The 16,290-nt window shown below is 71.1% G+C and carries 18 protein-coding genes and 1 tRNA gene; 7 read left to right on the top strand and 12 right to left on the bottom strand.

All coding sequences use genetic code 11. The annotated features are described in order from the left end of the window. Positions 1-7: 7 nt before the first annotated feature. The 6 genes from D7D94_RS13560 to D7D94_RS13585 form a co-directional block, all read right to left on the bottom strand. The gene (locus D7D94_RS13560) at positions 8-295 is read right to left on the bottom strand and encodes a WXG100 family type VII secretion target (RefSeq protein WP_156243121.1); all 288 of its coding nucleotides are present in this window, start codon (positions 293-295) and stop codon (positions 8-10) included. A 47-nt stretch (positions 296-342) separates the two neighbouring features. Further along, positions 343-2,118, bottom strand: a complete 1,776-nt coding sequence (locus D7D94_RS13565; RefSeq protein WP_246171809.1) for a HAMP domain-containing sensor histidine kinase — start codon at positions 2,116-2,118, stop codon at positions 343-345. A 61-nt stretch (positions 2,119-2,179) separates the two neighbouring features. Next, a complete protein-coding gene (locus D7D94_RS13570) occupies positions 2,180-2,875 on the bottom strand; it encodes a response regulator transcription factor (RefSeq protein ID WP_156243123.1) in 696 nt (231 codons plus the stop codon). Between the two features lie 81 nt (positions 2,876-2,956). Then, complete coding sequence (locus D7D94_RS13575; protein ID WP_156243124.1) at positions 2,957-4,600, bottom strand: DNA repair helicase XPB; 1,644 nt, start codon at positions 4,598-4,600, stop codon at positions 2,957-2,959. Positions 4,601-4,676: 76 nt separating this feature from the next. After that, positions 4,677-6,374, bottom strand: a complete 1,698-nt coding sequence (locus D7D94_RS13580; RefSeq protein ID WP_156243125.1) for a helicase-associated domain-containing protein — start codon at positions 6,372-6,374, stop codon at positions 4,677-4,679. Positions 6,375-6,377: 3 nt separating this feature from the next. Beyond that, on the bottom strand, positions 6,378-6,644 hold the full coding sequence (locus D7D94_RS13585) for a multidrug ABC transporter ATPase (RefSeq protein WP_156243126.1): 267 nt from the start codon (positions 6,642-6,644) through the stop codon (positions 6,378-6,380). 89 nt (positions 6,645-6,733) lie between these two features. On the opposite strand from D7D94_RS13585, the gene D7D94_RS13590 reads away from it, so the two are divergent. Both D7D94_RS13590 and D7D94_RS13595 read left to right on the top strand, forming a co-directional pair. Continuing rightward, positions 6,734-7,117 (top strand): cold-shock protein, encoded by a 384-nt coding sequence (locus D7D94_RS13590; protein WP_156243127.1) that lies wholly within the window; start codon positions 6,734-6,736, stop codon positions 7,115-7,117. Further along, positions 7,110-7,724, top strand: a complete 615-nt coding sequence (locus tag D7D94_RS13595) for a DUF3027 domain-containing protein (RefSeq protein ID WP_156243128.1) — start codon at positions 7,110-7,112, stop codon at positions 7,722-7,724. The genes D7D94_RS13590 and D7D94_RS13595 overlap by 8 nt, the downstream gene beginning before the upstream one ends. 63 nt (positions 7,725-7,787) lie before the next feature. Here D7D94_RS13595 and serC read toward each other — a convergent pair whose 3' ends face one another. Next, positions 7,788-8,897 carry a phosphoserine transaminase gene (gene serC, locus D7D94_RS13600; protein WP_156243129.1) on the bottom strand — a complete coding sequence of 370 codons (1,110 nt, stop codon included), beginning with the start codon at positions 8,895-8,897 and terminating at the stop codon, positions 7,788-7,790. A 94-nt stretch (positions 8,898-8,991) separates the two neighbouring features. On the opposite strand from serC, the gene D7D94_RS13605 reads away from it, so the two are divergent. From D7D94_RS13605 to D7D94_RS13615, 3 genes are all read left to right on the top strand, one after another. Beyond that, positions 8,992-9,693: an iron-dependent transcriptional repressor DtxR gene (locus tag D7D94_RS13605; protein ID WP_156243130.1), complete on the top strand. Its 702-nt coding sequence runs from the start codon at positions 8,992-8,994 to the stop codon at positions 9,691-9,693. 200 nt (positions 9,694-9,893) lie between these two features. Then, complete coding sequence (locus D7D94_RS13610; protein ID WP_246171810.1) at positions 9,894-10,829, top strand: M23 family metallopeptidase; 936 nt, start codon at positions 9,894-9,896, stop codon at positions 10,827-10,829. 368 nt (positions 10,830-11,197) lie between these two features. Continuing rightward, on the top strand, positions 11,198-11,695 hold the full coding sequence (locus D7D94_RS13615; protein WP_156243131.1) for an HNH endonuclease: 498 nt from the start codon (positions 11,198-11,200) through the stop codon (positions 11,693-11,695). 27 nt (positions 11,696-11,722) lie between these two features. Here D7D94_RS13615 and D7D94_RS13620 read toward each other — a convergent pair. From D7D94_RS13620 to D7D94_RS13635, 4 genes are all read right to left on the bottom strand, one after another. Further along, a tRNA-Arg gene (locus D7D94_RS13620) sits at positions 11,723-11,795 on the bottom strand. Positions 11,796-11,869: 74 nt separating this feature from the next. Then, positions 11,870-12,154, bottom strand: a complete 285-nt coding sequence (locus D7D94_RS13625) for a Fe-S cluster assembly protein HesB (protein ID WP_156243132.1) — start codon at positions 12,152-12,154, stop codon at positions 11,870-11,872. A gap of 139 nt (positions 12,155-12,293) precedes the next feature. After that, positions 12,294-12,641: a histone-like nucleoid-structuring protein Lsr2 gene (locus D7D94_RS13630; protein ID WP_156243133.1), complete on the bottom strand. Its 348-nt coding sequence runs from the start codon at positions 12,639-12,641 to the stop codon at positions 12,294-12,296. Between the two features lie 65 nt (positions 12,642-12,706). Next, entirely contained in the window at positions 12,707-13,579 is an 873-nt protein-coding gene (locus tag D7D94_RS13635) for a LuxR C-terminal-related transcriptional regulator (protein WP_156243134.1), read from the bottom strand. 132 nt (positions 13,580-13,711) lie between these two features. On the opposite strand from D7D94_RS13635, the gene D7D94_RS13640 reads away from it, so the two are divergent. Beyond that, a complete protein-coding gene (locus D7D94_RS13640) occupies positions 13,712-14,062 on the top strand; it encodes a DUF485 domain-containing protein (RefSeq protein ID WP_156243135.1) in 351 nt (116 codons plus the stop codon). Further along, complete coding sequence (locus D7D94_RS13645) at positions 14,059-15,669, top strand: solute symporter family protein (protein WP_156243136.1); 1,611 nt, start codon at positions 14,059-14,061, stop codon at positions 15,667-15,669. The genes D7D94_RS13640 and D7D94_RS13645 overlap by 4 nt, the downstream gene beginning before the upstream one ends. 51 nt (positions 15,670-15,720) lie before the next feature. Here the strand turns inward: D7D94_RS13645 and D7D94_RS13650 are convergent, their stop codons facing one another. Then, complete coding sequence (locus D7D94_RS13650; protein WP_156243137.1) at positions 15,721-16,233, bottom strand: methylated-DNA--[protein]-cysteine S-methyltransferase; 513 nt, start codon at positions 16,231-16,233, stop codon at positions 15,721-15,723. Between the last annotated feature and the right edge of the window lie 57 nt (positions 16,234-16,290).

Raw genomic sequence — 16,290 nt, forward strand, 5'->3', positions numbered from 1 at the left:
TCCGGCCTCAGTGGAACATCGCCGCGGCCGACTGCTCGGCGTCGGCGTACTGGGTGCCGGCGATGTTCAGCGCCTGCCCGATGGAGGCGAGCGAATCCTGGATGGCCAGCTGCGCGGAGCGCCACTGGTCCATGACGCCCTGGAAGCCCGCGGCCGCCGACCCCTGCCAGACGGACTGCAGCTCCGCGAGCTGACCCAGCAGCGTGTCGGACTCGCTCTGCAGGCGGTCGCAGGTGGCGCGGACGTTGACGGACTGCGAGACGATGGCATCGCTGTCGGCGGAGAAGATGGGCATCCTGGGCTCCTGTTCGTGACGGCGCCGGTGGTCGACGCGTTCTCACGCTAGGAGCCGGCGGCGGTCTCCTCGCCGTCGTCCACAGCGGTGTCGGCCGACACGGCGGCCGGGGAGGCCTGTGCACGCGGCGACAGCTCGGCGCCCTCTCGTGCGAGGGGAAAGGCGACGCGGAAGGTCGCCCCGCCGCCCGGGGTGTCGTGCACCTCGACCGTTCCGCTCAGCGACTCGACGATGGAGGCCACGATCGACAGGCCGAGGCCGCTGCCTCCGGTCTCCCGCGCCCGCGAGGTGTCCGCGCGCCAGAAGCGCTGGAAGACCTTCTCGCGGATGGACTCGGGAACCCCCTCGCCGTGGTCGACGATCGCGATCCATCCGGTGTGCGCTTCGGCGTCCACCCCGACCTCGATGACGATCGGCGCCTCGGGCGGGCTGTAGCGTCGCGCGTTCCCCAGGAGATTCGAGACGACCTGGCGGATCTTGTCCTCGTCGCCGCGCACGATGGGAGGCAGTGCGACGGGCTTCGACGGCGGCTGCACGGGGATGTCGAGCTGAGTGACGAAGGAGCCTTCGTCTCCGGCAGCGGGGCGGCGACGGCGCAGGGCCGCGGAGGCGCGCGCGATGGCGGCCGTGCGCGGCGGCGCCCACCGTCGGCGCGGGGCGTCGTCCGACTCCGCAGGGCCCTCGAGCTGAGAGAGGTCGGGCAGCGTCACCGAGGCGGTGAGCGCCTGGAAGGTGTGGTCGACGACCGTGACGTCGCGCCCGGGATCCGCTGCCCGCACGTCGAGCGCCGCGTCGTGCGCGATGGGGCGCAGGTCGATGGGGCGGATGTCCAGCTCGCGGTGGTCGTCGAGGCGGGTGAGGGCGAGCAGGTCCTCGACGAGGAGCGCCATGCGCTTGGCCTCGGCCTCGATCCGCTCCATCGCCTTCGCGGTGGCCTCCTCGTCCTGCAGCGCGCCCATCCGATACAGCTCGGCGTAGCCGCGCACGCTCACGAGCGGCGTGCGCAGCTCATGGCTGGCGTCGCCGATGAACCGCCGCATCTGCCGCACGGTCGCGTCGCGCTCGTCGATGGCGCCGTCGATCCGATCGAGCATGGTGTTGATGGCCATCTTGAGGCGGCCGATCTCGGTGCGCGGCTCGATGTCGGTCATGCGCTGGCTGAAGTCGCCCGAGGCGATCTCCATCGCGGTCTCCTCGACCCGGCCGAAGCGGCGGAACGTGAGCGTGACGAGCCCGCGGGTGAGGAACGCGGCGATGATGACGGTCGCGGTCGCGACGAGCGTGAACACCGCGGTGTAGGTGCGCACGAAGGCATCCACGCCGGTGAGCGGCAGCGCGATCATCGTCGCGTACGGCAGGTCGTAGCTCTCCGACTGCAGCGTGTTGACCGAGACAGCGGCGTGGAAGCCCGAGCCCGAGCCGCTCGCGGACTCGAGGATGAGCGTGTCGCCGCGCTTCATGTAGGCCTGATCCAGCGGCAGCTCCCGCGGGAACGCCGGCTCGGGCTGGTTCTCGGCACCCCCGGCCGTGGCGAGCAGCTCGCCCTCGCGGTTGTACATGGCGACGGAGTACTCCGTGCGCGGCTCGTTGTCCGACGGCACGAACATGAGGTCGCCCGATGCCGTCGTGAGGGGAGTGAGCAGCCGCTCGGCGACGTTCGACTGCGCGTACTCCTGCACGGTGCTGTCCACCGTGCTCAGCAGGTTGACGCGCAGGATCGGCAGCGTCGCGAGCCCCGCGGCCAGCAGCCCCGACGCCAGCACGAACACGGTGACGCCGGTGACCTTGGCCCGCAGGCTCACTCGACGCCACCAGCGGGTCACCGTGTCGAGCCTGCGTGCCAGGGCCGGGCCTTTCCTCGGGGCGAGCGGGGCTCGCCGACGGTCAGGAGACCTTGTCGACCTTCAGCATGTAGCCGAAGCCGCGCTTGGTCTGGATGAGCGACTCCGACGTGTGCGGGTCGATCTTGCGACGCAGGTAGGAGATGTAGCTCTCCACGATGCCGGCGTCGCCGTTGAAGTCGTACTCCCACACGTGATCGAGGATCTGCGCCTTCGACAGCACGCGGTTGGGGTTCAGCATGAGGTAGCGGAGGAGCTTGAACTCGGTCGGGCTGAGATCGATCTGCTCGTCGCCCACGTACACGTCGTGGGTGTCCTGATCCATCGTCAGCTCGCCGGCGCGGATGACGGACTCCTCCTCGTCGGTCTGCATCGTGCGGCGCAGCACCGCCTGGATGCGGGCGACGATCTCGTCGAGGCTGAACGGCTTGGTCACGTAGTCGTCGCCGCCGACGTTGAGGCCCTTGATCTTGTCCTCGGTCTCGTCCTTCGCGGTGAGGAAGATGATCGGAGCCGTGTAGCCGGCGTCGCGCAGGCGCTTGGTGACGCTGAACCCGTTCATGTCGGGCAGCATCACGTCGAGCACGATGAGGTCGGGCTCCTCCTCCAGCACGGCGGAGATGGTCTGGGCTCCGTTGGACACGGTCCGAACCTGGAACCCGGCGAAACGCAGGCTCTGGGAGAGCAGGTCGCGGATGTTCGGCTCGTCGTCGACGACCAGGATGCGCGGTGCGGTCATGACCCCATTATGTCGCCGTCGGACGGGGGCGGGTGGGGAATGGCACGCCGACCGCGCGAATCGGCCGGGCGCGGCGGAGCCTCACGCGGCCTCGAGGCGCTCCGCGTCGAGGATCGTGTAGCTGTAGCCCTGCTCCGCGAGGAAGCGCTGGCGGTTCTGCGCGAAGTCCTGGTCGACCGTGTCGCGCGCGATGAGCGTGTAGAAGCTCGCGGTGAGGCCGCTCTGCTTCGGGCGGAGGAGCCGGCCGAGCCGCTGCGCCTCCTCCTGGCGCGAGCCGAACGAGCCGGACACCTGGATGGCCACCGACGCCTCGGGGAGGTCGACCGAGAAGTTCGCCACCTTCGAGACGACGAGGAGCTTCACCTCGCCCGCCCGGAAGGCGCCGAACAGCCGCTCGCGCTCGTCGACGGGCGTGGCGCCGGTGATCTTGGGCGCCCCCAGCGCATCGGCGAGCTCGTCGAGCTGGTCGAGGTACTGCCCGATGACGAGCACCTGCTCGTCGGCGTGCTGGACGAGGATGCGACGGACGGCGTCGATCTTCGCCGGCGCGGTCGCCGCCAGCCGATAGCGCTCGTCGTCGGCCGCCGCGGCGTACTCGAGCCGCTCTGAGGCGGGGAGGTCGACGCGCACCTCGTAGCAGGCGGCGGGGGAGATGAAGCCCTGCGCCTCGATCTCCTTCCACGGGGCGTCGAACCGTTTGGGGCCGATGAGGCTGAACACGTCGCCCTCGCGCCCGTCCTCGCGCACGAGGGTCGCGGTGAGGCCGAGGCGACGACGCGCCTGCAGGTCGGCGGTGAGTTTGAACACCGGTGCGGGAAGCAGGTGCACCTCGTCATACACGACGAGCCCCCAGTCCAGGGCGTCGAGAAGCGACAGGTGCGCGTACTCGCCCTTCCGCTTGGAGGTGAGGATCTGGTAGGTCGCGATCGTGACGGGCTTGATCTCCTTCGACTGCCCGGAGTACTCGCCGATCTCCTCGGCCGTGAGCGTGGTGCGCCGCAGCAGCTCATCGCGCCATTGCCGGGCGGAGACGGTGTTCGTCACGAGGATGAGCGTCGTCGTCCCGGTCGCCGCCATCGCGCCCGCGCCGACGAGGGTCTTGCCGGCGCCGCACGGGAGCACGACGACGCCGGAGCCGTCCGCTCGGAACGTGTCCACGGCCATCCGCTGGTAGGGGCGGAGCGACCAGTCGTCCTCGCGCAGCGAGATGGGGTGCGGAGTGCCGGGCGTGTAGCCCGCGCGGTCCTCGGCGGGCCAGCCGATCTTCAGCAGCTCCTGCTTGATCTGCCCGCGCGCCCACGCCTCGACGACGAAGGAGTCCTCCGTCGGCTGCGCGAGGAGCAGCGGCTGGATGCGCTTGCTGCGGGACACCTCGGTGAGCACCGCGCGGTCGGTGGACGTCAGACGCAGGCGTCCCTCGTCGTCGCGGTCGATGACGAGACGGCCGTACCGCTCCACGGTCTCGCGCAGATCGGTGCTGACCGACGGCGGCACGGGGAACCGCGACCACCGCTCGAGGGTGGCCAGCATGTCGTCGGCGGTGTGGCCGGCGGCGCGCGCGTTCCAGAGGCCGAGCCGGGTCACGCGGTAGGTGTGGATGTGCTCGGGAGCCCGCTCGAGCTCGGCGAACACGGCGAGCTCGTGACGGGCCGTCTCCGCGTCGCGATGGGCGACCTCGAGGAGCACCGTGCGGTCGCTCTGGACGATGAGGGGGCCGTCGGACATAGCTGACGATTCTACCGGCGGGATGGCCGCACGGCTCGGGGCGGGCCCGTCGCGTCGGCCCTCTCCGCCGGCGCCGTCAAGCCGGGCGCACGGAGCGGATGAGCGCCACCGGCAGCGTGCGCTCGACGTCGACTGCGCGGTCGCGCCCGCGGAGTCGCCCGCCCGCCATCCCCGAGGCCTCGAGCGTGAACTCGCGCACCGCCCCGTCCGGCATCGCGACGGTCACGACCACGAGCGCCCGAGCGCGGACGGCGGACTCGAGCTCGCGCTCGCGCCACGCCGCCTCGGCGTCCTCGCCGTGCGCTGCCCGCAGCCGGGCGATGAGCGGATCCAATCTGCGGGAGGAGGGGTCGCTCGCCGGCTGGACGGCGTGCCCGCGGTGCAGCGGGACGGGCGCCCCGCTCTCGTCGACGGCCACGGCCGGATATCGTGCCTCGGTCAGCGCACGGGCGACGGCGTCGCGGGAGACGCGCGTCCGCAGCGCGCCGCCCGCCCGCACGAGCGCGATCGGCTGCAGGGTCTGGTCGACGGCGATGGTCTCGAGGATGCGCGGATCGACGCTCGTCACCCGGGTTCTGCCGTCCTCGGGGTCCGTGTGCACCTGCACGAGGCCGTGCCGCTCGGCGGTGCGCGAGAGCAGGTAGTCGAGCGGCTGCGGGATGCCGGTGAGCGACAGCTCGGAGAGGAACGCGCGGATGGCCTCGGCCGTCTCTCCGGCGGCCAGCGCGGCCGAGAGGGTGGTCTCGCTGAAGCGGTAGGTGGACGCCTGCGCGTGCGTCTCCCGCGTCGCCATCCCGCGCAGCCGGACCTCGAGCGCGGGCGCGAGCGGACCGGGCGAGATCGCCGTGAGGTCGTTCTGCAGGAACACCCGGTCGACCTCGCCGGGGAGGAGCGCGACGAGCGCGGAGGCGTCCGGCGCCGCTCCCTCGCGCATCGGACGCGCCCATGCCGTCTCCCGTCCCTCGCGCCCGTCGAGCTCGCCGAGCCCGAGGAGGATGCCGAGACGCAGCCAGGTCGTCGCGCGCTCCGGCCAGCCGGGATCGAGCGGATAGGCCTTCGCCCATGCCGCGGGGGGCAGCCAGCCTCCTGCCGGCGACCGCACTCCCTCGGGAAGCGCGTCGCGCCATCCGCTCGCCAGTCTCTCCCAGCGCATCCGCGTATCCGCCCGCACCCAGTCCGCCCCCGCCTCGGTCGCGACCCAGGTGCGGTGGAGGGCGTGCAGGAGTCCCGCGACCTCGCCGAGCCGGACCAGGTCGTCGAGCTCGTCGGCGTCGCGCGCCACCTCCTCCTGCAGCAGGCGCCGACGGTCGGCCGCGGCCACCGATCCGCTGCCGACCCGCGCGAGCGGAGCCGAGAGGGCGGCGACGAGCACGTCGGCGAGGGCCGACAGCGTCGTGAAGGCGCGCTCTGCCGCACGCGCGCTCGCCGCGTCGTCCGCGAGGCGCGGCGGCGAGGCGTCGGCGGACGCGAGGTCGATCTCGGCGAGAGCGGCCGCCACGCGGGGAAGGGCGCGGCCATCCGTCCCGACGAGCGACGCAGCCACCATGCCGCCCTGCACGCGGCGACCGCCGGCGAGGGCCGCGAGGGCGTCTCGAGGCAGGAGCCGCAGGGCCGACGCGATCGAGTCCGGCGCGAGCAGAGCCTCCGCCGCGTCGAAGAAGTCGTGCCATCCCACCTGCGGCGAGACGTGGCGCCCCGTGAGGAGCGCGTGGAGGTCGGCGTCGGAGAGGGCGGCCAGCTGCTCAGCCAGCTCGCGTGCCTCGCCGCCGCTCATACGTCAGCCCTCGCGGGAGGCACGTCCCCTTCGCGCGAAGCTCGTGATGAGCAGCGTGAGGAGCAGGAGGAAGGCGACGATCGGGCCGATCAGCTGGACCAGGAAGACCACCGGCCATGCCCCGCCGGAGAAGTCGGTCACGCCGGCCCACGTGGCGATCATGACCGAGAGGAAGCAGCCGATGGAGAGGATGACGACGCCCAGCGACGCGAACGCGAGGATGCGGTCGATGCGGCGGACCGCCGGCTGCGGGCTGGGGTGGGTGCTCATCCTCACCAGGATAGTGGCACCGCGCTAGGCTGGAGGGGAGGGATCGGACGATCCCTCTCTCTACGTCCAGCCGCATCAGCGAGGTTCACATGCCCACCGGCAAGGTCAGGTTCTACGACGACGACAAGGGCTTCGGCTTCATCACGTCGGACGACGGACACGACGACGTGTTCCTGCACGCGAGCGCCCTCCCTGCGGGCGCTGTTGTCAAGGCGGGCACGCGTCTGGAGTTCGGCATCGCGGATGGCCGCAAGGGTCCGCAGGCGCTCTCCGTCCGCGTGCTGGAGGCTCCGCCGAGCCTCGCGAAGGCGTCGCGCAAGAACGCCGACGACATGGCGGTCATCGTCGAGGACCTCGTGAAGCTCCTCGACGACATCGGCGGCGACCTGCGCCGCGGCCGCTACCCCTCCTCGTCGCACGGGCGCAAGGTCGCCGCGGTGCTGCGCAAGGTCGCGGACGAGCTCGATGTCTGACGCCTCCGAACCGGGCGCCGCGCCCGACTCCCGCCTCCTCGAGGCGCACGACCTCGCCCTGGCGGCCCTCCGAGAGGTGACGCCGGCGGAGACGATCGGCGAGCCCGCGGGCTATGCCGTGGAAGAGGGCGGCGCGGTGTCGCTGCGCTTCGAGACCACGCTGAGCGGATACCCCGGCTGGCACTGGACCGTCACCCTCGCGGTCGTCGAGGAGGCCGAGCCCACCGTGCTCGAGGTCGAGCTGCTCCCCGGTGAGGGCGCGCTGCTCGCTCCCGAGTGGGTGCCCTGGTCGGTGCGCCTGCAGGAGTACAAGGCGGCGCAGGCCGCGGCGGCGGAGGCGTCCGACGACGACGCCGAGGGCGACGACGGCGACTCGGACGGCGAGGACTTCGCGGACGACCACGACGAGGACGCCGACGAGGACGACTTCGACGAGGACGGCTCGCCGATCCTGCACGCGGGCGACGTCGACGGGGTCGACATCGACGAGCTCGACGATGAGGACTCCGACGAGGATGACGAGTCGGACGACGATGACGACGACGAGTCGGACGGTGACGACGACTCGGACGAGGATGACGACGACGAGTCGGACGACGACGACTGAGACGCCCCCTCACGAGGAACGCCCCGGCCATCGGCCGGGGCGTTCCTCGTCGAGGGGAAGAGCTCAGCGGTGCGCGAGCACGAAGTCGAGGCAGCGGGTGAGCTGACGCACGTCGTCGGGCTCGACCGAGACGAAGGTCGCCACGCGCAGCTGGTTGCGCCCGAGCTTGCGATAGGGCTCCGTGTCGACCACGCCGTTCGCGCGCAGGGTCTTCGAGATCTCGGCTGCGTCGACGCTGTCGTCGAAGTCGATCGTGACGACGACGGGCGAGCGGTGCGCGACATCCGCGACGAAGGGCGTCGCGACGTCCGACGCCTCCGCCCAGGAGTAGAGGATGTCCGAGGACTCCGCCGTGCGGGCGCCCGCCCACTGCAGACCGCCGTTCTCGAGGATCCAGCCGAGCTGGGAGTCCAGGAGGTGCAGCGTCGTGAGCGCGGGCGTGTTCAGCGTCTGCTGCTTGCGCGAGTTGTCCACCGCATTCCAGAGGCTGAGGAACTCGGGGATGTAGCGGTCGCTCGCGTGGACGCGCTCGACCCGCTCGATCGCGGCCGGAGACATCGCCGCGAACCAGAGCCCGCCATCCGACCCGAGGTTCTTCTGCGGAGCGAAGTAGTAGACGTCCGTCTCGGCCACGTCGAAGTCGATGCCGCCGGCGGCGCTGGTCGCGTCGATGACGGTGAGGGCGCCGGCGTCGCCCGCGACGCGCCGGATCGGTGCGGAGACCCCCGTGGACGTCTCGTTGTGCGGCCACGCGTAGACGTCGACCCCGTCGACCGCCTCGGCGTCGCATCGCGTGCCGGGCTCGGCGCGGCGCACGTCGGGTGCCTCGAGCCAGGGAGCGCCGGCCGCCGTGGCGAACTTGCCGCCGAACTCGCCGAAGACGAGGTTCTGGCTGCGCCGCTCGATGAGTCCGAACGCCGCGGCGTCCCAGAAGGCCGTTGATCCGCCGTTGCCCACCACGATCTCGTAGCCCTCGGGCAGGCGGAGCAGCTGCGCGAGACGCTCGCGCACCTCCGCGACGAGGTTCTTCACGGGAGCCTGGCGGTGCGACGTGCCCAGCAGCGACGATCCCGCCGCGGCGAGGGCGGCCACCTGCTCGGGGCGCACCTTCGAGGGGCCGGAGCCGAACCGGCCGTCGGAGGGGAGGAGATCGGCGGGGATCGTGAGCGTCATGGTGCTCATCCTAGAACGCAGCCTCCCCGGCCCCCGGCCCGCCGTGGTCGCAGGGCGGATGGCTAGGATTGCGCCAGACGCAGACGGAGGATCGATGACCGACCTGATCGACACCACGGAGATGTACCTCCGCACCATCCTCGACCTCGAGGAGGAGGAGATTGTGCCGCTGCGCGCGCGCATCTCGGAGCGGCTCGGGCACTCGGGCCCCACGGTGTCGCAGACGGTCGCGCGCATGGAGCGCGACGGTCTCGTCGTGGTCGCGGAGGACCGGCGGCTGCGGCTGACCGACGACGGCCGCGCCAAGGCCGTCGAGGTCATGCGCAAGCACCGCCTCGCCGAGCGGCTGCTGTCGGATGTCATCGGCCTCGACTGGGCGTACGTGCACGACGAGGCCTGCCGGTGGGAGCACGTCATGAGCGAGCAGGTCGAGCGTCGGCTCGTCGAGCTCCTCGGCTATCCGACCGAATCGCCGTACGGCAACCCCATCCCGGGTCTGGAGCAGCTGGGCGAGTTCGCGATCGAACGCGAGCACCAGGGCGTCGTCGGGCTCGTCCGTCTGCTGGATGAGAAGGGCGGCCCGGTCTCGGGCACCGTCCGCCGTCTGGCCGAGTCGGCGCAGGTCGATCCCGAACTGCTGCAGCAGCTGCGTCAGGCCGGCGTCGTGCCGGGAGCGCAGGGCGACTTCCGCTACAGCGAGGGGTACGTCCTCGTGCAGATGGCCGGGGTCGCCGAAGCGCTCGAGCTGCCGGTCGAGATCGCCTCGCACGTCTTCCTCGTCGACGACCGCGCCTGAGGACCGGCCGGGAGCCCGGCCGAGAGCGTGACATTTTCGTTATCTTCCGTTACCTTTGAGCGATACCCGGGTCCCTGATCCCGGGTCGCTCCGTGAGAAATCGCCTCTCCGGCTCGTCGTTCTGACGGAGTGGAACTGTGCCCCGAACCAGTTCTGACGAGTCGGCGCTCCCTGGCGCGAGGCGACGGAGGAGAACAGACTTGGCAGAGAACCCCGTGTCCGCCGGTGCCCCCGACACCGTCGAGACCTCTCAGACGAACGCCCCCGCCAATGGTCCGGTCGTGATGTCGCGCAGCGACGTCCGCCGGATGGAGCGGGCCGCGCTGCGCGCAGCAGCTCCGAAGGTCAAGCCCGTGCGCACAGTCGGCACACTGGCGGCCGTGCTCGCGCTGATCGCGGGCGTGGCGGTTCCCGCCTACGCCGCGACGCAGCCCTCCGCCGAGACGGTGTCCTTGCAGGACGCCGCCGAGAGCGAAGCGCAGTCGATCGCCGTCGACGCCGCAGTGAAGGCCGAGCCTCTCGGCGGTGCCGCGTACTCCGCGACGACGCCGGAGGAGATCGAGCAGGCGAAGGCCGAGGCGGCGGCAGCGGCCGCCGCCGAGCGCGCACGTGAGCAGGCCGAGAAGGCGGCAGCCGAGCAGAAGCAGCAGGCCGAGGCGCAGCAGCGGCAGCAGCAGGCGCAGGTGCAGCCCGCGCAGCCGCAGGCTCCCCAGGCGCCGCAGGCACCTCAGCCGCAGACCTACGAGGCCCCGGCGCAGAACGCCGGCGGCATCTGCCCGCTCCCCGCGGGCTCCTATTACGTCAGCCGCTCGGTGAGCTCCGGACACGAGGGCGCCGACATGGTCGCCCCCGCCATGACGCCGATCTACGCGGTCAAGTCCGGTCAGGTCATCACCTCGCAGGAGGCGCTCGGCGGCTGGGGCGTCGTCGTCGCGATCGACCACGGCGACGGCACGACCTCGCTTTACGGCCACATGACCTACGGCACCCGGCAGGTGCAGGTGGGCGACACCGTCTCCGCCGGCCAGATCATCGGGTACGTCGGATCGACGGGACACTCGACCGCGAACCACCTGCACATCGAGTACCGCATCAACGGCGCGATCGTCGACCCGCTGAACTACCTCCCCATCTGAGCGCTTCCGCTCCGCAGAGCGCCCGGCACCCTCGCGGTGCCGGGCGCTCTGCGCATGCCCGACCTCGTTCGCATGCCTCGGGGTGTTCATCTCCGATTCGCCCGCGACACGCCCGGGGTGCGCTACTCTGACCCTGTCGCCGAGAAGGGCGGAGGAGCCGATGGAGCGAACACCTCGCATTCACCCCATGAATGCGCTCGGTCGTCACGTCCTCCGGCATCGTGTGCACGTGTGCCTCGGCACCGCCGTGGCCATTCGAGGGCGCTGTCCATGAGACGGCGCCCTTCTTCGTGCCGCCCTCTGCTCGAACGGAGCGGCCGCAGTTCGAATGCCCGGAAGCCGTCCGGGTGGCGTCGAAGGGGACGATGATGCGGACACTGGTTCTGAATGCGGGATACGAGCCCCTCGCGGTCGTCTCGTTCAAGCGGGCGCTCGTGCTCGTGATGAACGAGAAGGCCACGGTGCTCGAGTGCGTGGAGGGCGAGCCGGTGTGGGCCGCCAGAGCGGTGTTCGAGCGGCCGGCGGTGATCGTGCTGACGCGCTATGTGCGAGTGCCCGGAGCTCGCCGCGTGCCGGCGACCCGGCGCGGCGTGCTGCGACGCGACGCGTTCCGGTGCGGCTACTGCGGGGGAGCGGCCTCCACGATCGACCACGTCATGCCGCGGTCGCGAGGTGGGCGCGATACGTGGGAGAACCTCGTGGCCTGCTGCCTCCGCTGCAACAACGTCAAGAGCGACCGCACTCCTCAGGAGATGGGATGGGAGCTCCGGTTCGCGCTCGGTGCTCCGCGTGGCGGCGCTTGGACGGTCCGCGGCACGGAGCGGGCCGACCCGAGGTGGGAGCCGTACCTCGCTCTCGCGGCCTGAGCGGCCGGGCTCCGGTTCAGCTGTCGGTGCCCCCGACTGGACTCGAACCAGCGACGCACGGTTTAGGAAACCGACGCTCTATCCACTGAGCTACGGGGGCGTGTGCGCTCCAGCTTATCGGGCGAGCGGACAGCACGACGGCGCCGCCCGTGGGCGGCGCCGTCGTCGTCAGGCTCAGTGCTGCTGCAGGCCGAGCGCGAAGCGCACGCCGTCCGGCGTCATCTCCGCGTCGAGCACCTTGTCGTCGAGCTCCGCCGCGGCGTCGCCCGGCAGGAAGACCCGGGCGGTGCCGGAATCCACCACGGCGTCCGCGGCCTCGGGGGTGGGGGCGATGCTGAGGGTGTATCCCTCGGCCGAAGCGCTGGACCCGTCGATGCGCAGGCCGCCCGTGGCGGGAGCCGGGGACTGATCGACGATCGTGCGGACGGCGGTCTGGGCGTTCTCGGTGAGTGTGAGCATCGGGCTCTCCTTCCGTCGGGCCAGCCACGATGCCGAGAACGGCCGCCGCATGCAAGCCGGAGACGACGAAGCGGCGCCGATTCACACGGAATGCACATGCGCATTCCGTGTGAATCGGCGCCGCCGTCGCGAGCTGCGGTCAGTGGGCCGCTTCGTATGCCTCGAGTACATTCGCCGGGACGCGACCGCGCTCCGAGACGGAGTAGCCGTTCTCCTTCGCCCATTCGCGCACGGGGCCGTAATCCGTCTGGCCGGAACGACGACGCGGCGTGCGCGACGAGTTCTGCGCCGAAGCGCCGCCGCCGACGCGGCGACCGGCCGAGATGTAGCGCTCGAAGAGCGAGCGGAATTCCGCGGCATTCTGCGCGGTGAGGTCGATCTCGTAGCTCTTGCCGTCCAGGGCGAACGTGACGGTCTCGCCTTCGCCGGCGTCGAGCACGCTGTTGTCGAGGTCGTCCACGAGCTGATGAATGATCTTTCGGGCCATGCCGTAAATGTAGCGCAGAAAGAATGCGACGCCGTGCGACTATTCCGGAATTCCCTGCGGCCCTCTCAGGGCAGAATTCCCGCTCTGCGTGCTTTCGCCACGGCGGCCCAGCGTGTCGACACGTCGAGTTTCGCCATCGCGGCGCCGAGATACGCCTTCACCGTGGCTTCTCGAAGACCGAGTTGTGCCGCGACATCAGCATTCGTGGCGCCCAGTGCGGCGCACGCGAGCACGTCGGTCTCGCGCGGTGAGAGTCGGACGGGAGGCTCCTCCGACGGAGTGCTCGCGGCCATCCCGGAGAGACCGGCGAGGCGGCGCTCGACCTGCTCGAGCCGCGAGCGCAGGGGGCCGTCGGCGACGGACGCGGCGATGCGGCGGAGCTCGGCGTAGGTCTCGCGGAGCTCCTCCTGGTGCGCAGGCGGCAGCGTCGGCGCCGGGAGGGACGGCGTCTCGGGCGTCGGCTTCGCGGCGGCGTCGTGCGCGTCGAGCTCGGCAAGCCGCCGCCCCAGCCGCGCGGCCACGTCGACGGCGGGCGCGGCGGCGACGCCGCCCACCTCCCACTGCGACCACGCGGCCCCGTACAGCACGCCGCGCGCGCGCCCGGCGACGACGACGGGCACTGCCAGGAGCGTGCCGATGCCCTCTCCGAGGATGTAGCGGTCGTAGTCGTGCGTGATCTGCTTCGCGGTCCGGTAGTCGCTTGCAAGGCGTGGCCGCAGCTCCGTGATGGCTCGGCCGCCGAGGCCGCGCTCGGGACGCACCGCGAGGCCGTCGAGGGCCCCGGTGCGCGCACCGCGGATGGCGGTGATGGCGACTTCGCCTCCACAGAGGATGCCGCCGAATGCGACGGGGAAGCCGGTGCGGCGGGTGAGGTCGCCCACGGCGTCGGAGACGAGAGCGCGCTCATCTGCGCTGAGCTGCTGCGGCGCTGCCTGCACGGGTCGAGTACCTACTTTCGGGGGTGACGACGGCTCCGTCGCATTCCGTAGCGTCGAAGATATCACCGGCGAGTTGCCGGGGCCGTGCTGCGACGACGCAGCGCGAAGGGAACCATGCGGCAAGGAGGCCTCATGACCGATTCTCCTGGCGGCGTCTCAGCGACGACGTCGATCGATTACCTCGCGGTGGAGGAATCACCGCGATTCCGAGAACTCAAGCGCACGCAGCGGAGCTTCGTGTTCCCGCTCGCGGTGTTCTTCCTCGTCTGGTATTTCGCCTACGTCGTCGCGGCCGGGTTCTTCCCCGAATTCATGGGGCAGCGGGTCGCGGGCGATATCACCGTCGGGCTGCTTCTCGGGCTCGGGCAATTCGTGACGACTTTCGCGATCACGATGGGGTACGTCGCATTCGCCAATCGCCGGCTCGACCCGATCTCCGCGGAGATCCGCGCAGACCTCGAGAGCCGGGAGGCCGGTGCATGAACGGCGTGCTGCTCGCGCAGGCCCCGGCGCAAACGGAGAACAACCCGGTGCTCAACATCAGCGTGTTCGGCGCCTTCGTCGCGATCACGCTGTTCATCGTCATCAGAGCCAGCCGCAACAACAAGACCGCCGCCGACTTCTATGCGGGCGGCCGCTCGTTCAGCGGGCCGCAGAACGGCTTCGCGATCGCGGGCGACTACCTCTCGGCGGCGTCGTTCCTCGGCATCGTCGGCGCCATCGCCCTGAACGGGTACGACGGCTTCCTCTACTCGATCGGGTTCCTGGTCGCCTGGCTCGTCGCGCTGCTGCTCGTCGCCGAGCTCATGCGCAACACCGGCAAGTTCACGATGGCCGATGTGCTGTCGTTCCGCCTGAAGCAGCGGCCGGTGCGGATGGCCGCCGCCATCACCACGCTCGCGGTGTGCCTGTTCTACCTCCTCGCGCAGATGTCGGGGGCGGGCGGTCTCGTCTCCCTCCTCCTCGGCGTCGGCGACCGGGTCGGGCAGTCCGTGGTCATCGCCGTGGTCGGCGTGCTCATGGTCGTGTACGTGCTCATCGGCGGCATGAAGGGCACGACCTGGGTGCAGATCGTCAAGGCGTTCCTCCTCATCGGAGGCGCGATCGCCATGGCGGTCTGGGTTCTCGCCGAGCACGGGTTCGACTTCAACGGCGTTCTCGAGGCGGCGGTCGCCGCTTCCGCTTCGGGAGATGCGATCCTCGCTCCCGGGCTGCAGTACGGCGCGAAGCCGCTCGACTTCCTGTCCCTCGGCATGGCGCTCGTCCTCGGCACCGCCGGCCTGCCGCATGTGCTGATGCGGTTCTACACGGTGCCCACCGCGAAGGAGGCCCGGCGCTCGGTGGTGTGGGCCATCTGGCTCATCGGCCTGTTCTACCTGCTCACGCTCGTGCTCGGGTACGGCGCGGGCGCCCTGGTCGGCGCCGAGACCATCGCGGCGGCTCCCGGTGGCGTGAACTCGGCGGCTCCGCTGCTCGCGCAGGCGCTCGGCGGCCCCGTCCTGATGGGGTTCATCTCCGCGGTGGCGTTCGCGACGATCCTCGCCGTCGTCGCGGGGCTCACGATCACCGCGGCGACCTCGTTCGCGCACGACATCTACGCGAACGTCATCAAGAAGGGGCAGGTCGAGGGCGACGGCGAGGTGAAGATCGCCCGCATCACGGTGCTCGTCATCGGCGCGCTCGCGATCGTCGGCGGGATCGGCGTGCAGGGGCAGAACGTGGCGTTCCTCGTCGCGCTGGCCTTCGCCGTGGCGGCGTCCGCGAACCTCCCCACCATCCTCTACTCGCTGTTCTGGCGGCGCTTCACCACGCGCGGCGCGGTCTGGAGCATGTACGGCGGGCTCGGCACGGCGCTCGTGCTGATCGTGCTGTCGCCGGTGTTCTCGAGCACGGAGACGAGCGTCTTCCCGGGCGCCGACTTCGCGGTGTGGCCGCAGAGCAACCCCGGAATCGTCTCCATCCCGGTGGGCTTCCTGCTCGGGTGGATCGGCTCGCTCACCTCCCGCCGTGCCGAGGACCGTCGCCTGGCGGCGGAGATGGAGGTCCGCTCGCTCACGGGCTTCGGTGCGGAGAAGGCCGCACAGCACTGACGCGGGGAAGGGCGTCGGCGCCGCGGCCTACACGCGGCGCCGGCGCCCTCGTCATGCCGGCCCGTCGTCCTGCTCGAGCTCGAGGAGGTGGCGCTTCACGTCGATGTCGGATCCGTATCCGCCGATCGTGCCGTCCGCGTGGATCACCCGGTGCACGGGCACGACGAGCGAGAAGGGCGACGTGCGGCAGGCGGTGCCCACGGCCCTCGCCGCACGAGGGCGACCCGCCAGCGCGGCCACCTCGCCGTAGCTCGCGGTCGTCCCGTACGGGATGTCGCAGACCACTGCCAGCGCCTCCCGGGTGAAGCCGTTGGCGAGGCGCCAGTCGAGGGTCAGGTCGAAGCGGCGACGCTCGCCCTGGAAGTAGCCCTCGAGCTGCGCGGCGAGGTCCTCGAGGGCTTCCGAGCCGTCGTCGGGAAGGAGCGCGCCGCGCAGCTCGCGGGAGACGGACTCGAGGGCCTCGTGCGGCTCCGCGCGGACGCGCAGGGCGACCAGGCCCTCGTCGGAGAACGCCGCCATCGCGTCGCCGACCGGCGTCGGGAGCATCGCGTATCGGAAGGTCATAGGGCCATCCTCACGCGCGGGAAGGCCGGAGGAGTCGTCTCCACCGTCGGGGGACGC

Source organism: Microbacterium oryzae, assembly GCF_009735645.1.
In the GTDB taxonomy this organism is placed as follows: Bacteria; Actinomycetota; Actinomycetes; order Actinomycetales; family Microbacteriaceae; genus Microbacterium; species Microbacterium oryzae.